The sequence below is a fragment of the Acrocarpospora phusangensis genome, assembly GCF_016862995.1.
Lineage (GTDB): Bacteria > Actinomycetota > Actinomycetes > Streptosporangiales > Streptosporangiaceae > Acrocarpospora > Acrocarpospora phusangensis.
The window spans coordinates 102,125-127,078 of the sequence record NZ_BOOA01000016.1 but is presented as its reverse complement, the minus strand read 5'-3'; the positions used below and the strand labels follow the sequence as shown (position 1 = coordinate 127,078).

Here is a 24,954-nt window from a genome sequence, read left to right as displayed (position 1 = left end):
GGCGAGGACGTGACCGGGGAGCCCGACCTGGCGCCCGCGCACGAACGGTGGATCGGCGACTGGGCGCTGCGCGAGCACGGCTCGGACTTCGTGTTCGTGGAGGGCTACCCGACCGCGCACCGCGCGTTCTACACGCATCCGGACCCGGCGCGGCCCGGCTACTCGCGCGCGATCGACCTGATATTCCGCGGCCTCGAGCTGGTCAGCGGCGGCCAGCGGCTGCACCGGCACGCCGACTACGTGCGGGTGCTCACCGAGCGCGGCGAGACCGACCTGTCGGGCTATTCCGGCTACCTGGCCGCGATGCGCCACGGCATGCCGCCGCACGGCGGGTTCGCGTTCGGGCTGGAGCGCTTCATGGCACGCCTGCTCGACGTGCCGAACGTCCGCCAGGTCACGCTGTTCCCGCGGGACCTCCACCGGCTGGCCCCGTAGGGCGGGAGTATCCTCGGCGTCCGTGGCCGATGCGATCTTCCGTCCCTCCGCCCGCGTGCTCCTCGTCGACGAGCACGAACGCGTCCTGCTGTTCCGGGCGGCGGACGCCTGGTACACCCCGGGCGGCGGCGTGCGTCCCGCCGAGGATGCGGCCGTCGCCGCCGCCCGCGAGCTACGCGAGGAGACCGGACACGTGATCGCCCCCGGCGCCGTCGGCCCGGTCGTGGCGGTCAGCTCCGGGCACTGGTCCGCCGCCGACGGCACCCTCTACCGCGCGGAGGACTCCTTCTTCCTGGTACGGGCAACCGGACTCAGGGTGGACATCTCCGGCATGGAGGAGTTCGAGAGCAACATGTACGACTCGTTCCACTGGTGGACGCTCGCCGAACTGCGCGCCGCCACCGAGCGGGTGCTTCCGCTCGGCCTCGCCGACCTGCTGGAACGCCTCCTGCGCGGCGACCCGCCCGCGCGGGAGCCCGTGGTCCTGCCCTGGCACGAGGCGACCTGACGGATTCAGCCGAGGATGGCCCGGCCGCAGGTGGCCGGGTGGTCAGCCGTACCGGTTCTCCAGTTCGGCGTACTCGTCGAGGCCGATGAGTTTGTTGAACTCGTCGAACATGAGCATGCCGCCGAGCGCGACCCGGGTGTCGCCGGTCGCGGCCAGCGTGTCCAGGTAGTCCTTCATGCCCTTGGCGGCGGCGAAGGCCGTGCCGAGCGAGAACAGGGCCAGCGCGTAGCCCATCTCCTGGAGCCGGCGCACGCCCGGCAGCGGCGTCCGGCCGCCCTCGATCTGGTTGCTGAGCACGGGCGCGATGCCGCGGAAGGCGTCGCAGATCCGGCGCATCTCGTCCTCGCTCTCGGGCGATTCGACGAACAGCACGTCGGCGCCGGCCTCGTGATACGCGGCGGCCCGGTCCAGCGCCTCCTCGAGGCCGTGCTCGGTCCTGGCGTCGGTCCGCGCGATGAGCACGAAATCCGGATCGGTACGGGCGTCCACCGCGGCCCTGATCTTCCCGATCATGGTCTCCCTGGGGACGACCCGCCGCCCCGCCAGGTGCCCGCACCGTTTCGGCCAGGTCTGGTCCTCGATGTGCATCGCCGCCGCCCCGGCTTTCTCATACCTCCGGACGGTACGGCGCACGCCCGCCGGATCGCCGTACCCGGTGTCGGCGTCCGCGATCAAAGGCAGATCCGTGACGTCCGTCAGCGCGGCGACCCGTTCGACCATCTGGGACTCCGTCAGATAGCCCACGTCGGGCTGCCCGAGCGCGCTGGCGGAGGTCTGGAAGCCGCTGAGGTAAACGGCGTGGAACCCGGCCGCCTCGACCAGCCGGACCCCCGTCCCGTCGTACGCCCCCGGCGCGACCAGGATCCTCGGGTCCTCCAGCAACCGGCGCAGCCGCCTCGTCCGCTCGCTCATGTCGGTGCCCCCTCACCGTCCTTCCCACGCTACAACCGTCGGCGAACTCGCCCTCCGACGTCACGCCAGACCATCCCCCTAAACCGGATTTATTATGATATTTCGGGTATTTGACGCGCTGCTTGTTGTCTGACATCTTGCATTGCATGTCCGCAAGTCCCTTTTCCTCCGGTCCTGGGCCTCGGCTCCCGCTCTCCGAGGAGGTGCGCGGTCTGCTCGTCTCGCAGATCTCCGACGGCCGGTTGCAGCCGGGCCAGCGCCTGCCCTCGGAACCCGTCCTGGCCAGGCAGTACGGCATCAGCCGGCCCACCCTGCGGGAGATCCTCAGCGGCCTGGAAGCGGACGGCCTGGTACGGCGCGTGCACGGCGTGGGCACCTTCGTGGCCCAGCAGCGCCCCCGGGTGGAGACCTCGCTCGACCTCGACATCGGCGTCACGGAAGCGGTGCTCGCCGCCAAGAAGCACCTGGGCATCGAGGTGCTGCGCGCCAGGCGGGAGAGCGCCGGAGCGTGGATCGCCGGGGTGCTGGGCCTCGACCCCGACGACCAGGTCTTCGCGGTCGAACGCGTCATCCGGGTGGACGACGTCCCGGCCGCGCACGCCCTCGACGTGATCCCGTGGGACCTCCTGGTGCGCCGCGGCTCCCCCGAGTACGACGGCGGCTCCATCTACCGCTTCCTCGAAAGGGACTGCGGCATCCACCTGGTCGGCGGCGTCGTGGAGGTGACGGCGGCCCTGGCCAACACCAAGATGTCGGCCGCGCTCGGCTGCCGCAGGAACACCCCGATTCTGCGCCTCGACCAGACGGAACGCTCGGCCGACGGGCATCCCGTCCTGGTCTCCCGCGAACACTACGTCCCGGGCGTCTTCAACCTGACCGTGCGGCGGGTCCGCCGCGGCAGGTCCGGCCTGTTCAGCGACGAGGACGGTACGGCGGCCGAATGAGTAGGAGGGTACTCATGTGCCGTACCGCCGGGAGATCGATCCTCTAGGAGACTTCTGGAGGATCAATGACTGGCAAGAGAACCTTGGGTCTGCTGGCGGCCGCGGGCGTCCTCGCCCTCGGCGGCGGCGCGGCCTCCGCGGCGACCCCCGCCGAGCAGTTCCACGGCTGCGTCGGCAAACTCACCGGCAGCCTGCGAATGATCGACCCAACCAAGAACCAGCGCTGCCTGCCCCTCGAAACCCCGATCACCTGGAACCAGACCGGACCTCCCGGACCCGCCGGACCCGCTGGACCGGCCGGGGCCGCCATGGGCACCCCCGTCGTCCGGCAGGGCGAAACGGTACGCATCTACCCGAGCGACACCGGCGGGACGGGAGATGTGGTCGCCCGCTGCGAGCCCGGCGAGGTCGCCACCGGCGGCGGCTTCAACGGCATCGTCGCGACCGAGTGGGTCTTCAACATGTCCTCGCCCGCGATCGCCCACGAGGGCGGCCAGCGCGTCGCGTCCGAGGGCGAGCAGGCGGACGCGTGGTGGATCACCGCGAGGCCCCTGGGCGACACCTGGTCCGAAATGCACGCGTACGTCATCTGCGTGAAGACCACACCGTGACCGAGGTGGACGCTCCGCGGCGTATCCGGCACGGAGACGGACAGCCCCGTGTCATACCCCGCGAGACGCTCACCCGGGCGCGATCTCCGGATTCCGTCGGCGTACGGGCGTGAAGAGGGCGGCGGCGGCGATCAGCAGGCAGCCGGCGCCCGCGCACAGGAAGACCGGAATGGTGCCGAAACGGGCCGCGCCCCAGGTGAGCGCGGCCGCGCCGACCGGGCCGAGCGAGAAGTGGATCGTCCAGAACGCGGAGGTGACGCGGCCGAGGAGATGGTCGGGGGTGACCGTCTGGCGCAGCGACATGGAGCAGATGCCCGCGACGCTGACGCAGCTGAGGTAGCAGGCCATGACGGCCGCCACACCCCAGGCGGAACCGGTGAACGCGAGGCCGGCGATGGCCAGGCCGGCCAGGGCGAGGGCGCCGATCCAGGCGCGCCCGAATCCGAGGCCCCTGCGTACCCGCGCCACCACGAGGGCCCCGGCCATCGTGCCGACCGCGCCCACGCCGAGGACCAGGCCGACGGCGGTGTCGGCCTGGCCCAAATCATGTTTGAGCCGGTAGATGACGACATCGGTGAGCCCGAGCGTCAGGAAGATGAAGAACGACAGCAGAACGGTCAGCGCGCGCAGCACCGGATGCCGCCACAGGAAAACGGCCCCGGCCACGAGCTCCCGCCAGACCTTCTCCTCCCGTACGGCGGGCTCCACCGTACGGGGAAGGGTGATCAGGGAGACGCCGAGCGCGGACACCGCGAAGCTGACGGCGTTGACGGCGACCGCGGCGATCAGGCCGAGCCAGCCCGACACCACCCCGGCCAGCATCGGCCCGAGCACGGCGGCCCCGGCGGCGGTCGCGTAGAGCCTGCCGTTGGCCTCGGTGACGCGCTCCTCGCCGACCAGATTGCGTACGGCCGTCACGTACGTGACCTGGAAGACCATGCCGACGGCCTCAGCGAGCGGGAGCACCACGTAGAGCAGCCAGATCTGGGGGCCGAACGCCCAGGCGAGCGGGATCAGCGCGTACAGGACGAATCTGATGAGGTCGCAGGCGATGAGCAGTCTGCGCCGGTCGAACCGGTCCACGAGCACGCCCGCGAAGATCCCAGCCAGCACCGACGCCGTGCCCGAAACCCCGGTCAGCAGGCCCATCTGCGCGACCGACCCGGTCGCGTGCAGGATGAGCAGGGGTACGGCGATGAGCGCGAACGAGTCGCCCGCCACGGAGAGCGTCTGCGCGCCCCAGAAGATGGTGAAGTGGCGATCCCGCCACAACGATCCCGAGCTGGCTATCCGCGCTCACCCACCGTCGACGCTCGATTCCGGCCTGACGACTCTAGCCATTTCGGGTCACCGGGCGGCGGTCGGGGGTCGTGCCAGAAAGTCGGCCGATCGTGTCTGGAAGGCGGGAGCGATCAGGTCCTATTCTCCGTGGTAACCGGAGGACTCTCCGTGTGCACACCTGAAGGGAACCCCCATGCGCGCCATCGCTCTTCCCGGCTTCGACTCCCCTCCCGCGTTACTCGACCTGCCGGTGCCCCAGCCGGCCCCCGGCGAAGTGCTGGTCAAGGTGCGGGCGTCCTCCGTCAACGGATTCGACCTGGCGGTGCTCGCCGGGGGCATGCGCGACTTCATGGAGCACCGGTTCCCGGTCGTGCTGGGCAAGGACTTCGCGGGCACGGTCGAGGCGACCGGCGAGGGGGCGGTGCGCTTCGCGCCCGGCGACGAAGTGTTCGGGGTGGTGATGAAGCCGTTCGTCGGCGACGGCGCGCACGGCGACTACCTGAGCGTCGGCGACGGGTACGGCATGGCGGCCGTCCCCGAAGGACTCGGCCTGGCCACCGCCGGCGCGCTCGGCCTGGCCGGGACCACCGCCCTGGACTCGCTCACCGCCGCCAAGCCCGAGCCGGGAACGTTCCTTTTGATCTCCGGCGCCACCGGCGGCGTGGGCGCGATCGCCATCCAGTACGCCGCCGCGGCCGGCGCCCGCGTGATCGCCACCGCGCGGCCGGGCGAGGAGGCCGACTTCGTCCGCGGCCTGGGCGCCGAGCACGTGGTCGACTACTCCGGCGACGTGACCGCCCAGGTCCGCGCCATCGCGCCCGGGGGCGTGCCCGCCGTGGTGCACCTGGCCGGGGACGCCGCCGCCCTGACCGCCCTGCTGACGGAGGGCGGCCGGATCGCCTCCACCCTCGGGTACGCCCTCGCCCCGCATCCGGCGCTGGTCTCGGTGGTCGCCGACCCGCAGCCGGACACGCTGCGGCGGCTGGCCGAGGACGCCGCCGCCGGCCGGATCCGCGTGCCGATCAGCCGCAGCCACCCGCTGGAGGAGGCCGCCCAGGCGATCGCCGGCTTCGCCGCCGGCACCCTGGGCAAGATCGGCATCACCTACTGACCGGGCGCGGCCCTCGCGGCGAGGGCCGCGATCCGAGGCGGGACGGGCGGAGGACGTCCGCCCGTGAGCCGGACCGCGTGCGGGGCCCCTCTCCCCGCACGCGGCAGCGTGATCAGACCTCGATCAGCGCTCGAACAGGCGGTCGCGGGTGGCGCGGGCCAGGCCCGGGTCGTCGGCGAAGACGCCGTCCACGCCCAGCTCGAAGAGGCGCTCCACCCAGCCCATGACGTCGCCGGTCGCGCGGGGGTACGCCGGGCTGGCCGGATTGCCGAGCCGGTAGTCCAGCGGCAGCTGCGCGTTCTCGTCGCGGACCGTGAACGGGTGGACCTTCAGGCCCCTGCGGTGGGCGTCCCGGACGAGGGAGGTCGGCTGGCCCAGCTTGCCGGTGGCGTCCACGGGGACGATCCGGGAGGTGGCCGGGCCGATGCCGTCGGCGTACCTGGCGATGTCGCGGAGGCCGTCCGGGGTCACCAGGTCGTTGTAGGTGCGGGGGTCGCCGGCGGCGACCAGGTCGTACGGCGCGCCGGAGCCGTTGATGAGCTGGATGATCGGCAGCTTGGTGCGGGTGCGCAGCTCCTTCAGGTTGGTGGTCTCGAAGGACTGGATGAACACCGGGGAGCGCCTGTCGCCCCAGCCGTTCCGGTTGAGCGTCTCCAGCAGCGGCTCCTCCAGGGAGAGGCCGATCGAGTCGAAGTACGTCGGGTGCTTGGTCTCGGGGTAGACGCCCACGCCGTACCGCTTGGCCAGCTGGATGACCTCGTCGAAGGTCGGGATCAGGGCGAGGCCGTTGTAGGCGGTGTTGTCGGGGCGCAGGTCGGGGATGCGCTCCTCGGCCCGCAGGGTGCGCAGCTCGGCCAGGGTGAAGTCCTCGGTGAACCAGCCGGTGATCGGCACGCCGTCGATCGTCTTGGTCACCCGGCGGCCGGCGAACTCGGGGTGGCTCTCCACGTCGGTGGTGCCCGAGATCTCGTTCTCGTGGCGGGCGACCAGGACGTGGTCCTTGGTGGAGACCAGGTCGGGCTCGATGTAGTCGGCGCCCATCTTGGCGGCCGCCTCGTACGACAACAGCGTGTGCTCGGGCCGGAACGCGGGCGCCCCGCGGTGCCCGATGATCAGCGGCGCGTCGGCGCCGTGCCGCTCACCGCCGAAACGGTCAGCGGTCGCGCTGCCCGGAACCATCAGCGTGCCTCCCACGACCACCGCGAGCGCGGCGGCGGCCAGCCTCATCTTGCCCATCACGTCATCCCCTTCAGTAGAAACTCGCGGGAACGCTAACGAGGCCACCTGTCCCGGGAATGTCTCGCCAGTTAACGATCAGTGGGCGGCCGGGGTCGGCTGCGCGCACCGACCCGCCCCGAAGTCGGTAAATGTCGGTATTTGCCAGCACTTATGATCTTCTTTCCGGTCTGAGGAGAGGTTGCTGGCGTGTTCCGTCACCGTTTGAGGTTGATCGTCGTCGGGCTCTACCTGGCGGCGGCGACCGTCGGGGCGGTGGTCAGCGCGGTCACCGGAAGCGCCGACGCCCTGTGGCTGACCGTCACCTGGTATCCCCTGGACGACAGCCCCTTCGGCACCTCCTCCGAGCTGGACGACTCGATCGTCCTGCTGTTCGTCCTGCTCTTCGCGACGCTGATGCTGCGCGCCTGGGCGTTCTGGCAGATCTTCTCCTTTCCGCCGCGCGGCGAACGCCCAGCCGACCGGCGGGTCGTCTGGCTGCGGCGCCTGCTCTACCTGGCCGTCGCCGATGACCTCATCCTCTGGACGCTGCGGGATCTACTGCTCCCCGACACCGCCGTCGAACTGCTCACCCTGGTGCTCTGGACCCCGCTGGAGGTGCTGTTCGTCCTGGTCCTCACCGGCCGGTCGGGCGCCTTCCGGGCGCTGGCCCTCACCCTCGCCGGCCTCAACGCGGTGGCCGTGGCCGCCAGCGCGGTCGACGAGCTGCCCGGCGTGCGCGCCCCCCAGATCCTGATGTCCCTCGGCCTGGCCCACATCGGCTGGATGATCATGATCATCCTGGGGCAGCGCGAGGACGGCCGCTGGAGCGAGATCACCGTCTCCCTCGGCCGGATCTCTCTCGTGCTGTCGCTGGCGGGCCCGGTTATCAACTTCGGCTTCCTCTACGTGATCGGCACCGCGACCGGCGGGCTCCTCATCCACCTCCTGTCCGCCTTCGGCGTGGTCAGCACGGTGTGGCTGGCCCGATCCGCCCACGAGGTGGCGGTCGCGCCGGAGGAGAAGCCCCGAGGTTCGCCGGCGTGGCCGGCGGCACGGCAGCCGTCATGACGTACGGCGAGAAGATCGTCTACCGGTCCTAGCGCCGGGTCACCGGTCGATCACGAATGCGGGCCGGCCCGAACCCGGGGCGGGTTCGCGTCATCTCTCCAGGCATGAGGAATGTGGCCTGGCTCGGCCATCCGCTGACCGTCGCGGCTGTGGCGGTCCTGCTGCTCAACGACCACGTGTTCAAGGCGCTCTGGCCGGGGGTGGTGACGGGAAAGCTCAGCGACTTCGCCGGGCTGGTCGTCGCCCCGCCGCTGCTCAACCTGCTCGTCGGCCGCCCCCGGGTGGCGATCGTGCTGACCGGAGCCGTCTTCACGCTGGTCAAGACCACGGCGGTCGGGGCCGCCCTGGCCTCGCAGGCCTGGACCTTCGTCTGGGGACCGTCCCAGGTGCTCGCGGACCCCACCGATCTCGTCGCCCTGCCGTGCCTCTACGCCGCCTGGTGGGTCTGGAACCACCCCGACCCTGGCGCGGTCCGCCTGGTCCGGGCCCTGACGGTGGTCCCGGTCACCGTGCTGGCCGTGGCGGCCACCGGCCAGTACAGGTACAGTCCGCCCGGCGCCTACGCGGTCGAGGTGCGCGGGGTGATGATCGTCGTGGCGGTCCGCGACGGCGGCCCCTCGTCCGACGGCACCCCGACCGGGCAGGCCTCCGTCAACGGCGGGAGGTCCTGGTTCCATCACGACCCGGAGATTCCCCCGGCCGCGCGGTCCCTCGCCTGCCTGGGGAACCGCTGCTACCGGACCGTTCCCGGCCGGCTCAAGGTCGAGGAGTACGGGAACGACCGGTGGACCACGTCGTGGGAGATCTCCCCCGGCGACCAGGACCGGCTGTGGCGGGCGTACCCGCCGGACCTGCCCGAGGACGCGGAGGTGGTCGAGTCGCTGGGGATCGCGGTCCAGCCGGTGGCCGGCGGGCATGTGGTGGTGGTCGCCAACGGCGCCGACGGGATCGCCGTCCGGGACGTGTACGGCGTCTGGCGCCGGCTGGGCTGGGGGCCTCTGGGCTTCGACGAGAAGTCCGCGGTGTCCCTCACGGCACCGGGCAGATACGACGCGTCCGTCACCACGAGGGCGCTGCTGGTCGCCTTGGCGGCCGGGCTGGCGGCGCTGGCCGCCGGGCTGCGACGGCTCGACTTCACCGCCGCCGCGCTCGCCCTCTGGGCGGGGTTCTGGCTGCTCGTCACCGACACGCAGTACCGGCCGATCTTCCTGGTGCTGGGTTTCTACCTGGTGGGCGCCAGCCTGACCGTCATGATCGTATGCGCGGTCCGGAACCGGGCGCGACCCCAGGCGCTGGCGATGGGCGTGGCCACCGGGCCCGCCGTCTACTTCGCGCTCATGGCGCCGTACCACGTGTGGGGCGCCGGAGGGCTCTCGCACTACTGGCACGCCGACGTGCTGGCGGGGGTCCTGGGGGTCGTGGCGTGTGTCACGGGCGTGCTGCTGACAGCCAGGGCGGCGGACATCATCCGGACATCGGTGGATAGGGCCGTTCCACCTGGCCATTTCACTTTGAGTACAGAATCGTACACTTTCGGTGAGGTGACGCGGCCAGGGGGCTGACCGAGACTCCGGATGTGAGCGCACGGGCTCCGGTCCTGCGACCGGTAAGATGATCAAGAGATTGGTGTCCCTTCACCCCCGGGGAGCGGTGCGTGCCGACTAGGCAGCGGGTTCGTCAATTCCTGGAACACCGGTTCGTGCAGCGGGCCGTCATCGCCCTCATCGTGGTGAACGCCGTCACCATCGGGTGCGAGACCAGCGCGTACCTCATGGAGCGGGCCGGTGGCCTGCTCCACGTCATCGACCGCGTCGCGCTGGCCGTCTTCACCGTGGAGATCGCGGCTCGCCTGTACGCGTACGGCCGGGAGTTCTGGACCGACCCGTGGAACTGGTTCGACACGGTCATCGTCGGGCTGGCCCTGATCCCCGCGTCCGGACCGACCTCGGTGCTGCGGGCGCTGCGCATCCTGCGGGCGCTCCGCCTGGTCTCGGCGGTGCCGAGCATGCGGCGCGTGGTCGGCGCGCTGCTGACCGCGGTGCCCGGCATGGCGTCCATCATCGGCCTGCTGCTCCTGATGATCTACATCGCGGCGGTCATCGCCACCAAGCTCTTCGGCGAGATCGTGCCCGAGCGGTTCGACGCCCTGCCCACCTCCCTGTTCACCCTGTTCCAGATCATGACGGGGGACGACTGGGGAAACGTCGCCCAGGAGGTCATGGAGCAGAAGCCGTGGGCGTGGGTCTTCTTCATCGCCTACATCCTGATCTCCACCTTCGTGGCCCTGAACCTGTTCATCGCCGTCGTGGTCAACGCCATGAACGACGCCGAGCCCTCCCCCGCCGAGGTCCGCGCCCAGGCCGACATCGAGGCCCTCAAGCAGGACCTGGCCGCGATGAACGCCAAACTCGACCAGCTGCTCGCGCGGGCGCCGCAGGCCCAGCTCACCGCCAACGGCCGTACCCACGCCGACTGAGACTCACCCGAGGCAGCAGGAGCGATGTGCTCCGCCGCAGGGCTCGCCGCCCGCGGCCGGGCCATAATTCTGGCGTGAGAGGGCATTCCAGGCGGCTGTTCCTGCGGGCCGGGGCGGTCACGGCGGCGGGAATGTTCGGGGCGCTGAGCCCGGCACAGCCCGCGCACACACCGGACAGTTCGCTGATCGGGGTACGGCGGCGGTGGCGGGAGGTCACCGCCGGGGCCGCGTACGACGTGACGGCGGAGCCGTACCGGACCAGGCTGGCGGCGGCCGGGGCGAAGGCGGCGCGGCACCGGGACACGATGGCGCCGGCCGGCGGCTCGCTCTGGGGTGATCTGCCGTTTCCTTCGTACGTGGCGACACCGGCGCGGCTGCGGGAGATGGCGCAGGCGTTCGCGCTGCCCGGGACCGGCGTGACCGGCGACGCGGCGCTGGGGGCGGCCGTCGCGGCGGGGATCGACCACTACCGGCGGCGGGTGTACGCCGCGGGAGCCGAACCCGTCGGCAACTGGTGGCACTGGCAGATCGGCGTCCCGAAACGGCTGCTCGACGCGGCCGTGCTGATCGGACCGCATCTGGGCGACCGCCAGAGCGCGCGGCTCCGGGACGCGGTGGACCATTTCGTCCCGGAATGGCGGCTGCGCCGCTACAGCGGCAACAGCACCGGAGCCAATCGGGTGGACCTGTGCCTGGTCATGCTGCTGCGCGCCATGCTCCGGTCGGATCCGGAGAAGGCGGATCTGGCCGTGTCCGCCCTCTCCCCCGTCTTCCCGCTGGTGGAGGAAGGCGATGGTTTCTACCGCGACGGGTCGTTCATCCAGCACACGTTCATCCCGTACCAGGGCGCGTACGGGTCGACGCTGCTGGCCGGGGTCGCCACCATGGTCGCGGTGCTGCGCGGCTCCCCCTGGGAGATCACCGACCGGGCCGTCTTCGACACGGTGGAGCGGTCGTTCGCGCCGTTCGTCCACAACGGGTTCTGCATGGACCTGGTCCGGGGCCGGGGCGTCAACCGCGGGCCCTTCGGGGACCACGAGCGGGGACGGCAGATCGCCGCCTCGGTCCTGCTGCTGGGCGAGACGGCCGAGCCGGCCGTACGGGCGCGGTGGCAGGGCATGGTCAAAGGGTGGGAGCGGCGGAACACCCACGTGCCCATGCTCGAAGCCGCGGAACGGGAGGATCTGGGCTTCCACGCCCGGCTCGCCGCGATCGTGGCCGACGACACGATCCCGGCGGCGGGCGAACCGGACGGGCACCGGCTGCTGGCGATGAGCGCGCGGGCCGTACACCGGCGGCCGGGATGGTGCGCGGCCCTCAGCATGGCCTCGGACCGGATCGGGCACTACGAGCACGGCAACGGGGAGAACCTGCGCGGCTGGCACACCGGTTCCGGGATGCTCTACTGGTGGGCGGCCGGGCACGGCGACCAGTACTCGGACTCGTTCTGGCCGACCGTCGACCCGTACCGGCTGCCGGGGACGACGGTGTCCACGCGGCGGCTGCCGGACGGCGCGGGGGCGGGGTGGGGGGACACGTGCCCGCCGGGCCGCTGGGTGGGCGGCGCGACCGACGGCCACTACGCGACGGTGGGCCAGCATCTGTACGGCCTGGAGAGTTCGATGGAGGCCTTCAAGTCCTGGGTGTTCCTCGACGACGCGGTCGTCTGCCTGGGCGCGGGGATAGCCGGCGCGGACGGCGTTCCCATCGAGACCGTCGTGGACAACCGCAGGACGGGCAACTCGCTCGTCATGGGAGGGAACTGGGCGCATCTGGACGGGCACGGCGGGTACGTCCTGCCGCCGGGAACCCGGACGTTACGGGAGCGACGCGGCGACGGCCTCGTGCGTCGCGACTATGTCACCCTCTGGCTGGACCACGGCACCGATCCCACTTCGGCGGGATATTTCTACATGCTTCTCCCCGGGGCGAGCCGGGACGAGACCTCGGCCCGCGCCGCCGACCCCGCCTGGGTGACCGTCTTGGCCAACACCGCGCGTCAGCAGGCCGTGCGCGTGCCGTCCCTCGGCATCGTGGCCGCCAGCTTCTGGAACGACGGCACGGCGGGCCCGTTGTCCGCTTCCGCGCCCTGCGCCGTACTCGCGCGGGAGCATTCCGACGGCACGGCCACCCTGACCGTGTCCGACCCCCGCCGCGACCTCGCCGAGCTGACCGTGACCTGGTCCCGCCCGGCGCGCGAGATCCTCCGGACGCACGCGCTGGTCACCGACGTCGGCCTCGGCCCCGAGCTCACGGTCACCTTCGGCCGCCTGTCCGATCACCACGGCTCGTCGATCACTCTGGCCTTCGCCTGAGCCCCGCGTGCTCGGCGAGCACTTCACCGATGACGTGGCGGCTGATCGCGGCGCGCCGTTCGTCCTTGCCGAGGTCCTCGGCCAGGGTGATCAGGGCCTTCCACAGGGCCCAGCCGCGCGCCCGCGCCCAGGTGGCGGCATCCTGGCCGACGGCGCGGCGGAACGTCTCCCGGCTCTCGCCCGAGAACAGCGTCCACGCGATCACCAGATCGCAGGCGGGATCGCCGACGCCCGACGTCCCGAAGTCGATGACGGCGGCCAGCTTCCCGTCCCTGACCAGCAGGTTGCCGCTCGCGAAGTCGCCGTGGAACCACACCGGCGGCCCCGACCGGGCCGCCTGGAGTGCGGCGTCCCACACCGCCGAGGCCAGGGCGGTGTCGATGTGGCCGTCCAGGACGGCCAGGCTGTGGCGTGTCTGCTCGTCGTAGCGGGCCGGCGGCGCGCCCCGGTAGAAGCTGTGGGCGCCCGCCGCCGGCCCGCCGGTCGCGTCGGCGCGCTGGAGCGCGAGGAGGAAGCCCGCGGCCGAGGCCGCGAATCCGGGCAGGTCGTCGATGCGGTCGAGGCTGGCGGTCTCGCCGTCCAGCCAGCGGCGGATCGACCAGCTGAACGGGTACCCCTCGCCCGGCACTCCCTTCGCCAGGGGTGCGGGAATGGCGACGGGCAGGGAGGGCGCGAGAACCGGCAGCCACCGGTCTTCCTTCTCGACCGCCGGGGCGTAGCCGCCGGCGGTGGGAAGGCGCACCGTCATCTCGTCACCGAGACGGTAGGTGCGGTTGTCCCACCCGTCGACCTCGACCGGGGTCACGGGAAGGGCGCTCCACTGCGGGAACTGGCTCGCGATGAGTCGCTTCACCAGTGCCGCGTCGATGCCGGCGCGTCCGTCGAGGTGCGGGCTCTCGATCACCCCGAGAGTGTGTCCGCCCTTCCCGCCGCCACGCAAAGGGTTTTGTCAGCCGCCGCAGGTGGCGTAGACGAAGGTGTCCCTCAGCACGTCGTACGTGTCGCGGACCTCGGTGGTTGCGGACTTCACGTCGTGCCGGAGGACCGTGACCTTGGTCGGGGCCTTCTCGAAGTGCTGCGAGACGTGCAGCGTCAGCTGCTTGGCGCCGGTCCAGTCGAGTTTGTGGACGGTGCCGTGCCTGGGCAGCAGTTTGATCCGCCGGTTGCCGGTGACCTTGCCGGACAGCAGGTCGTAGACGGCGATCTTACGGCTGGACACCAGCGACGCGATGGTCGTGCCGTCGGCGTGCAGCGCGTACGGACCGCCGTAGGCGACCGAGTCCGGCAGCGTGACCTGGCGCAGGACACGGCCGGACAGGTCGTGCACGCCCAGGGACCCGTCGGTGCCGGTGGCGCCGGTCAGCACCTGGTCGCCGTCGCCGCTGAAGCCGAGGAGGTAACGATCCTCGGCGAGCCGGCCGAGCCGCGTGGCGGAGGCGGTGGCGAACAGCTGCGTCGTGCCCGGCGAGACGGCGACCGCGAGCACGGCGCCGTCGTCGGACAGCTGCAAGGTCACGTCGTGCTGGGCGGTCCTGGCGGGCAGCGTGTCCTTGGGCAGCAGCCTGACCTCGCCGTGGAGCGTGCGTACCGCCAGCCGCCCGTCCTTCCGGAAGTACGCGATCTTCTGGCCGTCGCCGCTGACGGCCACCGGCGCGGTCGCTTCGGTCATCGGCTTGCCCTTCTGGTCCAGCGCTCTGAGCTGGGCGTCCCGCAGCAGGATCACCTTGCCGTGGTGCGTCACCAGCCGCCAGGTCCCGCAGGGGACGATGCTGCCGTCCTTCTTGACGCATGCCTTCGCCGAGGCGTAGCGGACACTGTCGCCGTGCCCCCGCTGGTGCTTCTGTTCGGCCAGTGCCGTGCCCTGTGCCCCCGGCACCGCCGCCAGGACGGCCGCCAGCGCCACCAGAATCCTGATCTTCTTCATCCCGTTCACTCCCCCTGTCCGTTTCCCCGTCACTCCGTTGGACTCGGCGGGCGGGAGGCCGGTTGGTCACGGGTCGGACACGATGGCGGCGCGCTGACCTCTGGTCGGAGCGTGTGTCAGAAGCGGGGGCGGGTGGGGTAGTCTGGCGATGCGTACAGAGGAGGTGAGACCCATTTCAACCAGTTCAGGCCGGGTGCTCTCCTCTCGTGACCGTCTCCGGTGAGGGCGCCCTTCGGCTTCCCGGAAGGCTCGCATGTCGCTTCTCACTCTCCCCGCCATCGTCATCCGGCTGCGCGCCGCAGGCTGCGTCTTCGCCGAGGACGAGGCGGAACTTCTCGTCTCCACCGCCGCCACCCCGGGTGATCTCGCGGGGATGGTCGACCGGCGCGTCGCCGGGCTCCCGCTGGAGCATGTGCTCGGCTGGGCGGAATTCTGCGGTCTGCGGATCTCGGTGGATCCGGGGGTGTTCGTGCCGCGCCGCCGTACCGAGTTCCTGGTCGCGCAGGCGCTGAGCCTGGCCGCGGACCGGGCGGTGGTCGTGGATCTGTGCTGCGGCTCCGGCGCGGTCGGCGCGGCCCTGGCCGCCGCGCTCACCCGCGCCGAACTGCACGCGGTCGACATCCACCCCGCCGCCGTACGGTGCGCCAGGCGCAACCTCGACGCCCCCGTGTACCAGGGCGACCTCTACCAGCCGCTCCCGCCGGACCTGCGGGGACGCGTCGACCTGCTGGTGGCCAGCGCCCCCTACGTCCCCACCGGGGCGATCGGGCTGCTGCCGGCCGAGGCCCGCGTCCACGAGCCGATGGTCGCCCTCGACGGCGGCGCGGACGGCCTGGACGTGGTCCGGCGGGTGACCGCGGAGGCGGCGCGCTGGCTCGCCCCCGGCGGGCACCTGCTGGTCGAGACCAGCGCCCGGCAGGCCGCGGGCACCGCCGAGGCGATGGCCGCGCACGGCATGACACCCCGGGTGACGAGCTCCGACGACCTCGACGCCACCGTCGTGATCGGCGCCCCGGTCAGCTGAAGAGCCTGCCCAGGAACGCCGACAGGCGTCCCTGGGTGCGCTCGATCAGTTCGGCCTCGGTCAGCGTCTCCTCGAACCTGCCGCCCACGTCAGGGATCTTCTTCCCGCGTACGTACAGCGAGCACGCCATGTCGGTGCACATGTAGACGCCGACGGAATTGCTCTCCCGTCCCGCCGGGCCCGCCTTGCGGGCGGTCATCAGGGACACTCCGTTCCCGGGATGCGTGGTCTGGCACAACGAGCACATGCTGCGTTGCAGGAACGCCCGCTGCTGCGCGGGAAAACGCAACGCCACCCCGACCAGCCGGCCCTCGTACTCGGTGACGAGGTAACTGCGATCCGGCGCGGCCTGATCCAACCACCCCAGGAAGTCCAGGTCCTCCCAAGGCCGCTCAGCCAGATCCCTCGGTACGGTCAGCCGTTTGGCCTCCCCCTTGGAACAGTTGACGAACGACCCACGAATGTCCTGCTCAGTGACTGCTTTCATGCCATCGAAGCTAGCGGCGGCCCTAGGCGGCGTCATCTGGTTTTGGGCGTCACCGCCAGCGGCTGACCATCATCCGCCAGACGACGATCTGGACCAGCGCCAGGATGAGGGCGAACGGCATCAGCGTCCAGACGCCGACGTTCTGGGCGACGGCCCCGGCCAACCACGGCAGCGCGGCGCCGCCGACGACCGAGAATCCGTTCATCACGCCGATCGCGGTGGGCACCAGCCGGTCGGCGGTGAGGTTGGGCACCACGGCCATGGCGGTCGGGAAGAGCGGGCCGAGGAAGAAGCCCATCAGCACGAACCCGATCGCGGCCACCGCGAACACCGGCGCGACCCAGATCAGCACCGCGGCCGCGGCCACCCCGCCCAGGCAGCCGAAGGTCATGCCGGTGGCGCCGACGCCGAACCGGTCCGCGATCGGGCTGATCAGGAAGCGGCCCAGGGTGAGGCCGAGCCAGTAGCCGCTGACGGTGTATCCGGCGGTCAGGTCGGCCTGGCCGTGCTCCTCCACGAGGAAGGTGAATCCCCAGTTGCCGACGCCGATCTCCAGCCCGACGTACACGGAGAGGAACAGTGAGGCCAGCAGGACGACGGGCATGCGCAGGACCGTGGGCAGGAGCCGGGTCTTCGGCCCGTCTCCAGGCTCGTTCTCCGCGTGGGTCCCGAGGGGGCGGCGCGGGTACGTGGCCACGTACCCGATGATCAGCGGGACGGAGACGAGGGCGAGTGCCAGCATCACCGCCGTCCACGGCAGGGACTCCAGCATCCAGGCGGCCAGCAGCGGCCCCAGGAGCGCTCCCACACCGAAGAAAGCGTGCAGGCGGTTGAGCAGCGTGGTGGCCGACGGCAGTTCCGCCAGGTACGCGTTGAGCACCGACTCCAGCAGGCCGGTGCCGTACCCGGCCAGGACCTGGACGATGACGAACCAGACGAAGGACGGCCGGAGGGCCATGTACAGGCTGGCCGCCAGGAACGCGCCGCCGCCCGCGGCCAGGGCGAGCCGGGTGCCGAGCCGGTTGATCAGCGCGCCCGAGGTGGCGCCGGCGAGCATGAAGCCCGCCGAGAAGGTGAAGAAGGTGATCCCGATCGTCGCCTTCTCCACGCCGTAGTCGTCGATCTGCGCCGCCAGCAGCACCCCGTTGGCGCCGGCGCTCAGCCCGACCAGTACGAACCCCGCGTATGCCAGCGCCACCGGCACCCGCAGTGAGCTACTCAGAAAGCTCACAAGTCCCCCAGACAGATCATGCAAACAATGGGCGAAGCGTGGCACACATGAGCCCCCCTCGCCAAGATCCCCACTCCCGGCGCCCTCCGATGAAGATTCCCCGTTTGCACCAAATATCCAACTACGCTCTGTAATGAGATTGACTCTGTCGTGTGTTTGAAATGCCTCTGGAATATTTCCGGTCAATGCGCGAAGAACCGGCCTTCGGAGCGGGCAGGACCTGGGCATGCTGCACGCCACCGACCTCGCCGAGGATGAGTACGAGGACATCTACTCCGGGCATCTCGGCCGGCGTACCCTGCCGAAACTCGCCATTCCCGACGAACCCAACGACCCCCGCACGGTTTACGCCCTGATCCGGGACGAACTCGCCCTCGACGGCAATTCCTCACAGAATCTCGCCACATTCTGTACGACCTGGACGGAACCGGAAATCCACCGGCTGATGGACGACTGCCTCGGCAAGAACATGATCGACAAGGACGAGTATCCGCGCACGGCGGAGATCGAGAAGCGGTGCGTGCACATCCTGGCCAATCTGTGGAACCGCCCGAGCGGCGCCCGCTCGGTCGGCTGCTCGACGACGGGATCGAGCGAGGCGGCCATGCTGGCCGGGCTCGCGCTCAAGTGGCGCTGGCGCGCGCGGCGGGGAACCGGCCGTCCCAACCTGGTGTGCGGTCCCGTCCAGGTCTGCTGGGAGAAGTTCGCCCGCTACTTCGACGTCGAACTCCGGCAGGTCCCGCTGGAACCGGGCGCGACCGGCCTGCGGCCCCACCAGCTGAGCGCCCACGTCGACGAGAACACCATCGGCGTGGTCGCCATCCTCGGCGTCACCTTCACCTGCGACTACGAACCGGTCGCGGCCCTCGCCGCCGAACTGGACGCCATCCAGGCCGGCACCGGGCTGGACATCCCGGTGCACGTGGACGCCGCCAGCGGCGGGTTCATCGCGCCGTTCGTCCAGCCCGACCTGGAATGGGACTTCCGCGTCCCCCGGGTGGCCTCGATCAACGCCTCCGGCCACAAGTACGGGCTGGCCCCGCTCGGCGTCGGCTGGGTGGTCTGGCGCTCCGCCGAGATGCTCCCGGAGGACCTCGTCTTCCGCGTCGACTACCTGGGCGGCCAGATGCCGACCTTCGCCCTCAACTTCAGCCGCCCGGCCGGGGAGATCGTCGCCCAGTACTACAACTTCCTGCGCCTGGGCCGCGAAGGCTACACCGCCATCCAGCGCGTCTGCCTCGACACCGCCGCCCACCTGGCCCGGCGCCTCGACCGCCTGGGCCCTTTCACCCTCCTGTACGACGGCCGCGGCGGCCTCCCCGCCGTCTGCTACACCACCACGGAGGACGCCGGATTCTCCCTGTACGACCTGTCCGCCCGCCTCCGCGTCAACGGCTGGCAGGTGCCCGCGTATCCACTGCCGCCGGATCGGCAGGAAACGGTCGTGCAGCGGGTGCTCGTCCGGCACGGCATCAGCCGCGAGGTGATCGCACTGCTCGCGGACGATATCCGCCGGGCGGTCAAAGAACTCACCGGAACCACCGCGAAACGCCCCCACGTCGGCTTCCACCATTAGCCGACCGGGCGACATCCCGCCAAATCCCGTCATTTCCGTCCATGCCTGGCCATTAGGAAGGACCCAAATTGCGATTTGTCCCACCCTGGCCTCAACAGGCACTCGATTTTCTTCGCTGCGATAGGTGATACTCACCCAATAGTGGCGGATCCGCCACGTTTGGAAGGTGCGCATGCCTCGTCGCTGGTGTTCTCTCCTGGGGCTTTTCACGGTCGCCCCCTGGCTCCTGGTGTCGGTCCAGAACCTGGCCGACGACGCGCCCGACGGCACCTCGCGCTCCATCCTCCTCATGCTGACCGCCCAGTCCCTCGTCCTGCTCGCCTTCGCGGCGACCTGGACCCGCTGGCGCGCCGTCCCCCCGTTCCTCGCCTTCGCCGTCGTCGCGTACGCGCTGGCGGCCGCGTTCGCCGCGATCGACAACAACGGCGACCCGATCCTGGCCGTCGTCCTGTTCACCCTGGCCCCGGCCATGGCCGCCCTGCCGATCGTGCTGACCGGCCGGACGGCCGCGGCCACCGGGTGAGCCCTAGCGCGGAACCCGTTCCCGGCCGGCGGCGAGCCCGGGAGCCAGGAGCAGGGTGACGGCGACCGAGGCGACGGCCATGACGCCCATCGCGGCGGCCGGGTCGGTGAACTGGGCGACCGTACCGGCGATGGCGGCGCCGACGCCCTGCATGGTGAGGAGGCCGGAGGACTGCAGGCCGAGGGCCTGGCCGCCGATGTGGTCGGGGGTGAGGGCCAGGAGGCGTTCCTGGAGCAGGAGGCTGGCGGAGAAGCCGACGCTGGCCAGGGTGACGGCGAGCAGGGCGACGGGGAACGGCGGCTCGATGAAGAAGACCAGGTAGGGGACGGCGAGCAGGAGACGCAGGGGGGCACCCAGGCGCGCCCGCCAGTACGGCGTCATGAAACGGCCCGCCGTGACGTCGCCCGCGAGCATGCCGAGCGCGGCTCCGGCGAACAGCAGGCCGGCGTGGACCGGGTCGAAGGAGACGAACAGCGACTCGCAGCCGACGATCAGGCCGTTCGGCACCCAGAGCGCGAGGTAGAGGTAGCGGCGGGGCTTGGCCGACCAGAGCGTACGGTTGGTGCGCCAGGTCTCCCGGATGGATGGACGGCCGGTCGCGCGGGGTGGGCGGGCGGTGAAACCCACCCGGGCGATCACCGCCGCCAGGAGGTAGAGGGCGGCACCGGTGAGCAGGGTCAGGGCGGGCGTCAGCAGCGTGACGAGCAGGCCGCCCAGGGCGTACCCGGCGATCTGCTGGACGGCGACGGACATGCCGAGCGTGGAGCGGCCGAGCAGGTAGCCGTCCTTGGGGAGGATCTCGTTGAGCAGCCCGAAGCGTACGCCCCCGCCGACGGAAGCGACCAGGCCGAGCGTGAAGATGATCGCGAAGGTGGCCCAGAGCGGCAGGCCCGGGATGGCGAGGGCGGCCGTACCGGCGGCGAAGACCAGGGCGATCGCGGTCATGGCGGCCCGCGGCGGAAGCCGGTCGGCCGCGGAGAGCAGGGCCAGCGCGCCGATCATCTGGGCGAACGACGGGCCGAACATGCTCAGCGCCGACAGCAGCGGCGAACGGGTGGCGCCGTAGACGAGCACGCCGAGCGCCAGACCACTCACGGTCGACGCGCCGACCTGTACGGATACGACGGTGAAGAGGGGCTTGAATTCGGGCACGCGAAAGAGATCCCGGTAGGTGCGCATGCCGGGAAGTCTCCGGGGTGCCGCCGCGTGGGCGTTATTGTTTCGCGGGGAGGCGAAACGATGGGGTTGTGGCAGGTCAACGCGGACACGATGGCGGGGAGCCGGTTCGTGGTCTCCGCGGCGGCCGAAGCGTCCGCGTGCATGTTCGCCCTGCACAAGGGCCGGGCCCGCAATCCGGGCGAACGCGTCTGGCTGGACGCGCACTCCCCCGCGTACGAGGCCAGGCTGGCGGGCGACCCGATCACGGCGCTGCTGCTGCGCGCGGCCTGGGGGAACCACTGGATCGCCGACTTCCTCACGCCCACGCCGCCGTCCGACGACGCCCCGGACTTCTCCGACGAGATCGACCGCATCCGGCGTACGCCGCCCGACGTCGTGCACGCCGACCTGGAGGTGTCGCTGCGCGGCTCTCTCCCGGCGGCGCTGCGCCGGGACGACCTCGCGGAACGCGCCGCCGGCCTGCTGGAATGGGTGTGGGCGGAGACCGTACTGCCCTACTGGCCGAGGCGGCGGCGCGTCCTGGAGGCCGACATCGTCGCCCGTACCGGCCAATTGGGGCAGCGCGGTTGGGCGGCGGCGCTGGACGACATGCGGCCCGGCATGCGCTGGCTGGGCGAGAACCGCCTCCAGATCAACACCCTGGACTATCCGCCGCGCGACGTGACGGACGCGCGGCTCATGTTCGTGCCCGTGACCCCCCGTATGGGCTGGGTCTCCTGGAGCAGCGACCGCCGCTTCTCCATCGTCTACCCGTGTTCCGGCGTGCTGGCCGAACCCGGGGCCGGGCAGGTCCCCGACGCGCTGGCGCGGCTGCTGGGCGGCGGGCGAGCGGCCGTCCTGATGCTGCTCGGCAGCCCGAAGAGCACCTCCCACCTGGTGGCCCTGACCGGCCAGGGACTCGGCTCGGTCGGCCGTCACCTCAAGGTCCTGCTGGACGCGGGGCTGGTGCAGCGACGGCGTTCCGGGCGATCGGTCCTGTATTACCGCACGGACGCGGGCGAGGTCCTCGTCGCGGCTCAGGCCCGCTGATCGACGACGCTGGCGCCCAGCCGCGCGAGCGCGCGGCTTGCCAGGGCCGACGCGCCGGGCAGGCCCGCCAGGCTGAACACCCGGTTGCGCACGGCGATCTGCCAGTGCCGGTGCGGCACCATCCAGTCGGCGGTGTCCCGGCCGGCCCGCTGCTTTCCAGCGACGAACGGGCGCATGCGCTCCTCGTATCCGGCCACGTCACCGGTGCGCAGGGCCTCCGCCAGCAGGTACGCGCCGCCCATGGCGGTCGAGGAGCCCTGACCGGCCATCAGCGACACCGCGTACGCCGCGTCGCCGAGCAGCACCACCCGCCCGCAGTGCCACGGCCCCGGCATCACCACCTGGGCGACGTGGTCGTAGTACGGGTCCGGCGGGCAGTGCGCGAGCGCCCGCTCCACCAGATCGCCCAGCCCCCGGTAGACGGCCTGGATCTCGGCGCGCGGATCCTCCGGGAGCCGGTCCCCGGCGTGGATGAGGGAGGCGGCCAGCCGGCCCGACCTGGCCGGGTAGAGACCGGCCTGCCGGCCCGGCACGCCGACCAGGACGAACCTGCGGCCGATCGCCGCGCTGAGACCGGGGTCGTCCAGCAGATACGAAGCGGTGTGATAGCCGAGCGGACGCAGGAACCCGGCTTCGGGGCCGAACGCCGCCCGGCGCACCACCGAGTGGATGCCGTCCGCCCCCACCAGCCAGGACGCGGACTCGGTGCCGCCGTCGGCGAGGTCCACGTCGATCCCGGCCGGGGTCTCCCGGTAGGCGGTCACGCTGGTGCCGTACCGGATGGGGATTCCGGGAAGCGCGGCGCGCAGGACCTGTTCGAGGTCGCCGCGCATGAGGCTGAGCACGCGCCCGCGCAGCAGGCGGGAGAACGTCTCGTACCGGATTCCGCCGGTACGGCGGCCGCGGCGGTCCACATACGCGAGTTCGGTGATGTCGGCGGCGACCGCCCGCAGGTCCGGCAGGAGGCCCATGAGTTCCGCGACGTCGTAGCCGGAGCCGAAGAAGTCCATCATGTAGCCGTCGCTGCGCGGCCCGGCGGCCTTCTCCACCAGGAGCACCTCCGCTCCGGCCCGCCGCAGCCACCAGGCCAGGGTCAGGCCGGCGATGCCGGCGCCGCAGATCACGACCCTCATCGGAAGATCCCCTCCCGGTAGACCGTCAGAGCCTCCCCGGCCCAGCGGGCCATGCCCTCGGCGCCGAGCGGATCAACGCCGAGCACCTCCGCGAGCTGGTCGCGCACCAGCAGCAGGACCAGGTCGTTGACCATCAGGAAGGCCGCGCGCACGACGGGGTCCCGGCCTTCGGTCATCGTCCCCGCGGCGATCATCGCCTGGGTCGCGGACCGGGTCACCTCGTACCAGCGGCGGAAGATCGCCGTGCCGGCCGGGTCGCCGGACAGCAGCAGCCGCCGCAGGTAGGCGGGCGATCCGGCGGGCAGTTCCCGGAGCATCGTCTCGGCGAGGGAGGCGGCGTCGGGCGCCTCGCCGAGCAGGCCGTCGAAGGCCGCCGCGACGTGGTCGTCCACCGCCGCGCGCAGCCCGTCCTTGGAGCCGAAGTGATGGATGACGAGCGCGGGCGAGACCCCGGCTGCGGCGGCGACGGCACGCACGCTCACCCCGTCCGGGCCGCGCGCGGCGAACAGCTCCAGAGCGCGGTCGCGGATAACGGCGCGCGCGGTGAGATCCGCATGCATTGAACACATGTTCAGCATGCTAAACAAACGTTCAGCCGGATGGCAATACGCTTGCGAGGCAGGCGTCAGTCGTCTCGGGCACCGGATACGACCCGTACCCGGTCGCCGTATCACCGGCTACGGATTCGCCGGGACTCGCCGCAGCACGCCGCACGCCGCCAAGGACGAGCGGCAGCGGCGTTCACCGCATCCGGCTGAGGTTGGCGCGGCACCCCAGACCGTCCCCGGAGCACCGCGCCCAGTGTTCTCCCACCGGTAATGCAACCGTCCTCCGGGGCCGCCGCACAGGTCCACTCCGGCACGGGATTCGCCCTGATGTGGACCTCTTTCTTTGATCATCGGGCGAAGGATGCGGCGATGACCGACACCCTGGTCGGGGGTCAGCCGATGACGGCGGCGACGATCTGGGAGGGGTCGCGTTCGAGCTGGTCGCGGGTGTGGATGTAGATGTCGGTGGTGGCGGAGCTGGCGTGGCCGAGGGCCTGCTGGAGTTGCTTGACCGAGGCGCCGCGGTCGCTGGCCACGGTCGCGAAGGTGTGGCGGAGCGAGTGCGGCGTGATCTTGGCCTCGAGACCGGCGGCCTTGGCGACCCGGATCACCAGGCGGTAGGCGTCGGTACGGTCGAGGGGGCGCCCGGAGGCGGTCGCGAAGAGCGGCCCGGTGAGCTGGGCGACGGGGATTCCTGCGGCGGCGGCGCGGGACTCCAGATAGGCGTCGACGGCGGCCGCGGTGGCGGGCGGCAGGTTGCGTACCCGGATCTTCTGGCCCTTGCCGACGATGCGCAGGGTGCGGTGGCCGCGCTGGTGGCCGAGATCGCCGATGGTGGCGGCCAGCGCCTCGGAGACGCGCGGCCCCAGCTCGATCATGAGCCGGATGAACGCGGCCGTGCGCGGGCCGGTCGGGCCGGGGGCCGCGTCGGCGGCGGCGACCATGGCGCGGGCCTCCTCCTCGGTGAGCCCCGCCGTCTCCGACTGGAAGCGTTCCACCTTGGGGCGGCGGACCTTGGCGAACGGGTTGGCGGGGATGACGCCTTCCTCGGTGGCGTAGCCATACCAGCTGGAGATCGCGGAGAGTTTCCTGGCGAGCGTGCGCGGAGCGGTCGGGGCCGGGCCCGCGTCCAGCCATCGGGCGAAGGCGTCCCCGTGCACCCGGGCGACCTGGAGCGGATTGAGCTCGTGTACGGCGCAGAAGGTGAACCACTGGTCGAGATCGGTGCCGTACGCGGCGCGGGTGTGCGGCGAGGCGAACGACACCAGCCACGCCTTCTTGAGCCGGTCCAGCTGCGACGGCAGATCACCGAGGTTCGCGACCGTCCCGTCGATGACACGCTCAGGAATCACCCTGGCATTCTACTGATCATCCTCCACGTCGCCGGGAATGGCGGGGCTGTCGCGAGATCTGCCGTATTG

General features: G+C 71.3%; 24 protein-coding genes. 13 read left to right on the top strand and 11 right to left on the bottom strand.

The features are described 5' to 3' along the window. Together Aph01nite_RS12550 and Aph01nite_RS12545 are read left to right on the top strand one after the other, a co-directional pair. Window positions 1-435 (top strand): amino acid--tRNA ligase-related protein (locus Aph01nite_RS12550; protein WP_307836774.1); only part of this gene is annotated, 435 nt, incomplete at its 5' end. A 22-nt stretch (window positions 436-457) separates the two neighbouring features. Next, entirely contained in the window at window positions 458-943 is a 486-nt protein-coding gene (locus Aph01nite_RS12545; RefSeq protein WP_204041007.1) for an NUDIX hydrolase, read from the top strand. Window positions 944-985: 42 nt separating this feature from the next. On the opposite strand, the gene Aph01nite_RS12540 is transcribed toward Aph01nite_RS12545, so the two are convergent. Next, window positions 986-1,855, bottom strand: coding sequence for an isocitrate lyase/PEP mutase family protein (locus Aph01nite_RS12540; RefSeq protein WP_204041006.1), 870 nt, complete (start codon window positions 1,853-1,855; stop codon window positions 986-988). Between the two features lie 203 nt (window positions 1,856-2,058). Between Aph01nite_RS12540 and Aph01nite_RS12535 the strand changes: the two genes are divergently transcribed. After that, window positions 2,059-2,799 carry a GntR family transcriptional regulator gene (locus Aph01nite_RS12535; RefSeq protein ID WP_204041005.1) on the top strand — a complete coding sequence of 247 codons (741 nt, stop codon included), beginning with the start codon at window positions 2,059-2,061 and terminating at the stop codon, window positions 2,797-2,799. 65 nt (window positions 2,800-2,864) lie between these two features. Then, window positions 2,865-3,410 (top strand): hypothetical protein, encoded by a 546-nt coding sequence (locus Aph01nite_RS12530; protein WP_204041004.1) that lies wholly within the window; start codon window positions 2,865-2,867, stop codon window positions 3,408-3,410. Between the two features lie 69 nt (window positions 3,411-3,479). Here the strand turns inward: Aph01nite_RS12530 and Aph01nite_RS12525 are convergent, their stop codons facing one another. Next, window positions 3,480-4,682 (bottom strand): MFS transporter, encoded by a 1,203-nt coding sequence (locus Aph01nite_RS12525; RefSeq protein WP_204041003.1) that lies wholly within the window; start codon window positions 4,680-4,682, stop codon window positions 3,480-3,482. Window positions 4,683-4,884: 202 nt separating this feature from the next. Between Aph01nite_RS12525 and Aph01nite_RS12520 the strand changes: the two genes are divergently transcribed. Next, entirely contained in the window at window positions 4,885-5,802 is a 918-nt protein-coding gene (locus tag Aph01nite_RS12520; protein WP_204041002.1) for an NADP-dependent oxidoreductase, read from the top strand. A 123-nt stretch (window positions 5,803-5,925) separates the two neighbouring features. On the opposite strand, the gene Aph01nite_RS12515 is transcribed toward Aph01nite_RS12520, so the two are convergent. Continuing rightward, window positions 5,926-7,038, bottom strand: a complete 1,113-nt coding sequence (locus tag Aph01nite_RS12515) for a glycerophosphodiester phosphodiesterase (RefSeq protein ID WP_239161618.1) — start codon at window positions 7,036-7,038, stop codon at window positions 5,926-5,928. 210 nt (window positions 7,039-7,248) lie between these two features. Between Aph01nite_RS12515 and Aph01nite_RS12510 the strand changes: the two genes are divergently transcribed. The 4 genes from Aph01nite_RS12510 (at window position 7,249) to Aph01nite_RS12495 (ending at window position 12,879) form a co-directional block, all read left to right on the top strand. Beyond that, complete coding sequence (locus Aph01nite_RS12510; RefSeq protein WP_204041001.1) at window positions 7,249-8,088, top strand: hypothetical protein; 840 nt, start codon at window positions 7,249-7,251, stop codon at window positions 8,086-8,088. A gap of 104 nt (window positions 8,089-8,192) precedes the next feature. After that, complete coding sequence (locus Aph01nite_RS12505) at window positions 8,193-9,650, top strand: hypothetical protein (RefSeq protein WP_204041000.1); 1,458 nt, start codon at window positions 8,193-8,195, stop codon at window positions 9,648-9,650. 92 nt (window positions 9,651-9,742) lie between these two features. Beyond that, the gene (locus Aph01nite_RS12500) at window positions 9,743-10,564 is read left to right on the top strand and encodes an ion transporter (protein ID WP_204040999.1); all 822 of its coding nucleotides are present in this window, start codon (window positions 9,743-9,745) and stop codon (window positions 10,562-10,564) included. 74 nt (window positions 10,565-10,638) lie between these two features. After that, on the top strand, window positions 10,639-12,879 hold the full coding sequence (locus Aph01nite_RS12495) for a polysaccharide lyase 8 family protein (RefSeq protein WP_204040998.1): 2,241 nt from the start codon (window positions 10,639-10,641) through the stop codon (window positions 12,877-12,879). On the opposite strand, the gene Aph01nite_RS12490 is transcribed toward Aph01nite_RS12495, so the two are convergent. Together Aph01nite_RS12490 and Aph01nite_RS12485 are read right to left on the bottom strand one after the other, a co-directional pair. Next, the gene (locus Aph01nite_RS12490) at window positions 12,860-13,783 is read right to left on the bottom strand and encodes an aminoglycoside phosphotransferase family protein (protein WP_204040997.1); all 924 of its coding nucleotides are present in this window, start codon (window positions 13,781-13,783) and stop codon (window positions 12,860-12,862) included. The genes Aph01nite_RS12495 and Aph01nite_RS12490 overlap by 20 nt on opposite strands. Before the next feature lie 45 nt (window positions 13,784-13,828). Continuing rightward, on the bottom strand, window positions 13,829-14,803 hold the full coding sequence (locus tag Aph01nite_RS12485) for a WD40 repeat domain-containing protein (RefSeq protein WP_204040996.1): 975 nt from the start codon (window positions 14,801-14,803) through the stop codon (window positions 13,829-13,831). A 253-nt stretch (window positions 14,804-15,056) separates the two neighbouring features. Between Aph01nite_RS12485 and Aph01nite_RS12480 the strand changes: the two genes are divergently transcribed. Continuing rightward, window positions 15,057-15,827, top strand: coding sequence for a putative protein N(5)-glutamine methyltransferase (locus tag Aph01nite_RS12480; protein WP_204040995.1), 771 nt, complete (start codon window positions 15,057-15,059; stop codon window positions 15,825-15,827). Here the strand turns inward: Aph01nite_RS12480 and Aph01nite_RS12475 are convergent. After that, a complete protein-coding gene (locus Aph01nite_RS12475; protein ID WP_204040994.1) occupies window positions 15,820-16,314 on the bottom strand; it encodes an FBP domain-containing protein in 495 nt (164 codons plus the stop codon). The two genes, Aph01nite_RS12480 and Aph01nite_RS12475, sit on opposite strands and share 8 nt — an antisense overlap. Window positions 16,315-16,363: 49 nt before the next feature. Beyond that, window positions 16,364-17,545 carry an MFS transporter gene (locus tag Aph01nite_RS12470; protein WP_204040993.1) on the bottom strand — a complete coding sequence of 394 codons (1,182 nt, stop codon included), beginning with the start codon at window positions 17,543-17,545 and terminating at the stop codon, window positions 16,364-16,366. Between the two features lie 226 nt (window positions 17,546-17,771). Between Aph01nite_RS12470 and gad the strand changes: the two genes are divergently transcribed. Both gad and Aph01nite_RS12460 read left to right on the top strand, forming a co-directional pair. Further along, a complete protein-coding gene (gene gad, locus Aph01nite_RS12465) occupies window positions 17,772-19,121 on the top strand; it encodes a glutamate decarboxylase (protein ID WP_204040992.1) in 1,350 nt (449 codons plus the stop codon). 172 nt (window positions 19,122-19,293) lie between these two features. After that, window positions 19,294-19,644, top strand: coding sequence for a hypothetical protein (locus Aph01nite_RS12460; protein WP_204040991.1), 351 nt, complete (start codon window positions 19,294-19,296; stop codon window positions 19,642-19,644). Window positions 19,645-19,647: 3 nt separating this feature from the next. On the opposite strand, the gene Aph01nite_RS12455 is transcribed toward Aph01nite_RS12460, so the two are convergent. After that, on the bottom strand, window positions 19,648-20,823 hold the full coding sequence (locus Aph01nite_RS12455) for an MFS transporter (RefSeq protein ID WP_204040990.1): 1,176 nt from the start codon (window positions 20,821-20,823) through the stop codon (window positions 19,648-19,650). Window positions 20,824-20,883: 60 nt separating this feature from the next. On the opposite strand from Aph01nite_RS12455, the gene Aph01nite_RS12450 reads away from it, so the two are divergent. Beyond that, the gene (locus Aph01nite_RS12450; protein WP_204040989.1) at window positions 20,884-21,852 is read left to right on the top strand and encodes an ArsR/SmtB family transcription factor; all 969 of its coding nucleotides are present in this window, start codon (window positions 20,884-20,886) and stop codon (window positions 21,850-21,852) included. On the opposite strand, the gene Aph01nite_RS12445 is transcribed toward Aph01nite_RS12450, so the two are convergent. The 3 genes from Aph01nite_RS12445 to Aph01nite_RS12435 form a co-directional block, all read right to left on the bottom strand. Next, window positions 21,840-22,985 (bottom strand): FAD-dependent oxidoreductase, encoded by a 1,146-nt coding sequence (locus Aph01nite_RS12445; protein WP_204040988.1) that lies wholly within the window; start codon window positions 22,983-22,985, stop codon window positions 21,840-21,842. The genes Aph01nite_RS12450 and Aph01nite_RS12445 overlap by 13 nt on opposite strands. After that, window positions 22,982-23,545, bottom strand: a complete 564-nt coding sequence (locus Aph01nite_RS12440; RefSeq protein WP_239161617.1) for a TetR family transcriptional regulator — start codon at window positions 23,543-23,545, stop codon at window positions 22,982-22,984. Before Aph01nite_RS12440 ends, Aph01nite_RS12445 begins: the two co-directional genes overlap by 4 nt. Before the next feature lie 380 nt (window positions 23,546-23,925). Then, a complete protein-coding gene (locus Aph01nite_RS12435) occupies window positions 23,926-24,885 on the bottom strand; it encodes a tyrosine-type recombinase/integrase (protein ID WP_204040986.1) in 960 nt (319 codons plus the stop codon). Between the last annotated feature and the right edge of the window lie 69 nt (window positions 24,886-24,954).

Bases quoted from the DNA above. Each gene is read 5' to 3' on its own strand.
- Aph01nite_RS12460 (WP_204040991.1), top strand. From the start codon at position 19,294: ATGCCTCGTCGCTGGTGTTCTCTCCTGGGGCTTTTCACGGTCGCCCCC.
- Aph01nite_RS12540 (WP_204041006.1), bottom strand. From the start codon at position 1,855: ATGAGCGAGCGGACGAGGCGGCTGCGCCGGTTGCTGGAGGACCCGAGG.
- Aph01nite_RS12440 (WP_239161617.1), bottom strand. From the start codon at position 23,545: ATGCATGCGGATCTCACCGCGCGCGCCGTTATCCGCGACCGCGCTCTG.
- Aph01nite_RS12475 (WP_204040994.1), bottom strand. From the start codon at position 16,314: ATGAAAGCAGTCACTGAGCAGGACATTCGTGGGTCGTTCGTCAACTGT.
- Aph01nite_RS12530 (WP_204041004.1), top strand. From the start codon at position 2,865: ATGACTGGCAAGAGAACCTTGGGTCTGCTGGCGGCCGCGGGCGTCCTC.
- Aph01nite_RS12505 (WP_204041000.1), top strand. From the start codon at position 8,193: ATGAGGAATGTGGCCTGGCTCGGCCATCCGCTGACCGTCGCGGCTGTG.
- gad (WP_204040992.1), top strand. From the start codon at position 17,772: ATGCTGCACGCCACCGACCTCGCCGAGGATGAGTACGAGGACATCTAC.
- Aph01nite_RS12450 (WP_204040989.1), top strand. From the start codon at position 20,884: ATGGGGTTGTGGCAGGTCAACGCGGACACGATGGCGGGGAGCCGGTTC.
- Aph01nite_RS12480 (WP_204040995.1), top strand. From the start codon at position 15,057: ATGTCGCTTCTCACTCTCCCCGCCATCGTCATCCGGCTGCGCGCCGCA.
- Aph01nite_RS12520 (WP_204041002.1), top strand. From the start codon at position 4,885: ATGCGCGCCATCGCTCTTCCCGGCTTCGACTCCCCTCCCGCGTTACTC.
- Aph01nite_RS12515 (WP_239161618.1), bottom strand. From the start codon at position 7,038: ATGGGCAAGATGAGGCTGGCCGCCGCCGCGCTCGCGGTGGTCGTGGGA.
- Aph01nite_RS12445 (WP_204040988.1), bottom strand. From the start codon at position 22,985: ATGAGGGTCGTGATCTGCGGCGCCGGCATCGCCGGCCTGACCCTGGCC.
- Aph01nite_RS12485 (WP_204040996.1), bottom strand. From the start codon at position 14,803: ATGAAGAAGATCAGGATTCTGGTGGCGCTGGCGGCCGTCCTGGCGGCG.
- Aph01nite_RS12455 (WP_204040990.1), bottom strand. From the start codon at position 20,823: ATGCGCACCTACCGGGATCTCTTTCGCGTGCCCGAATTCAAGCCCCTC.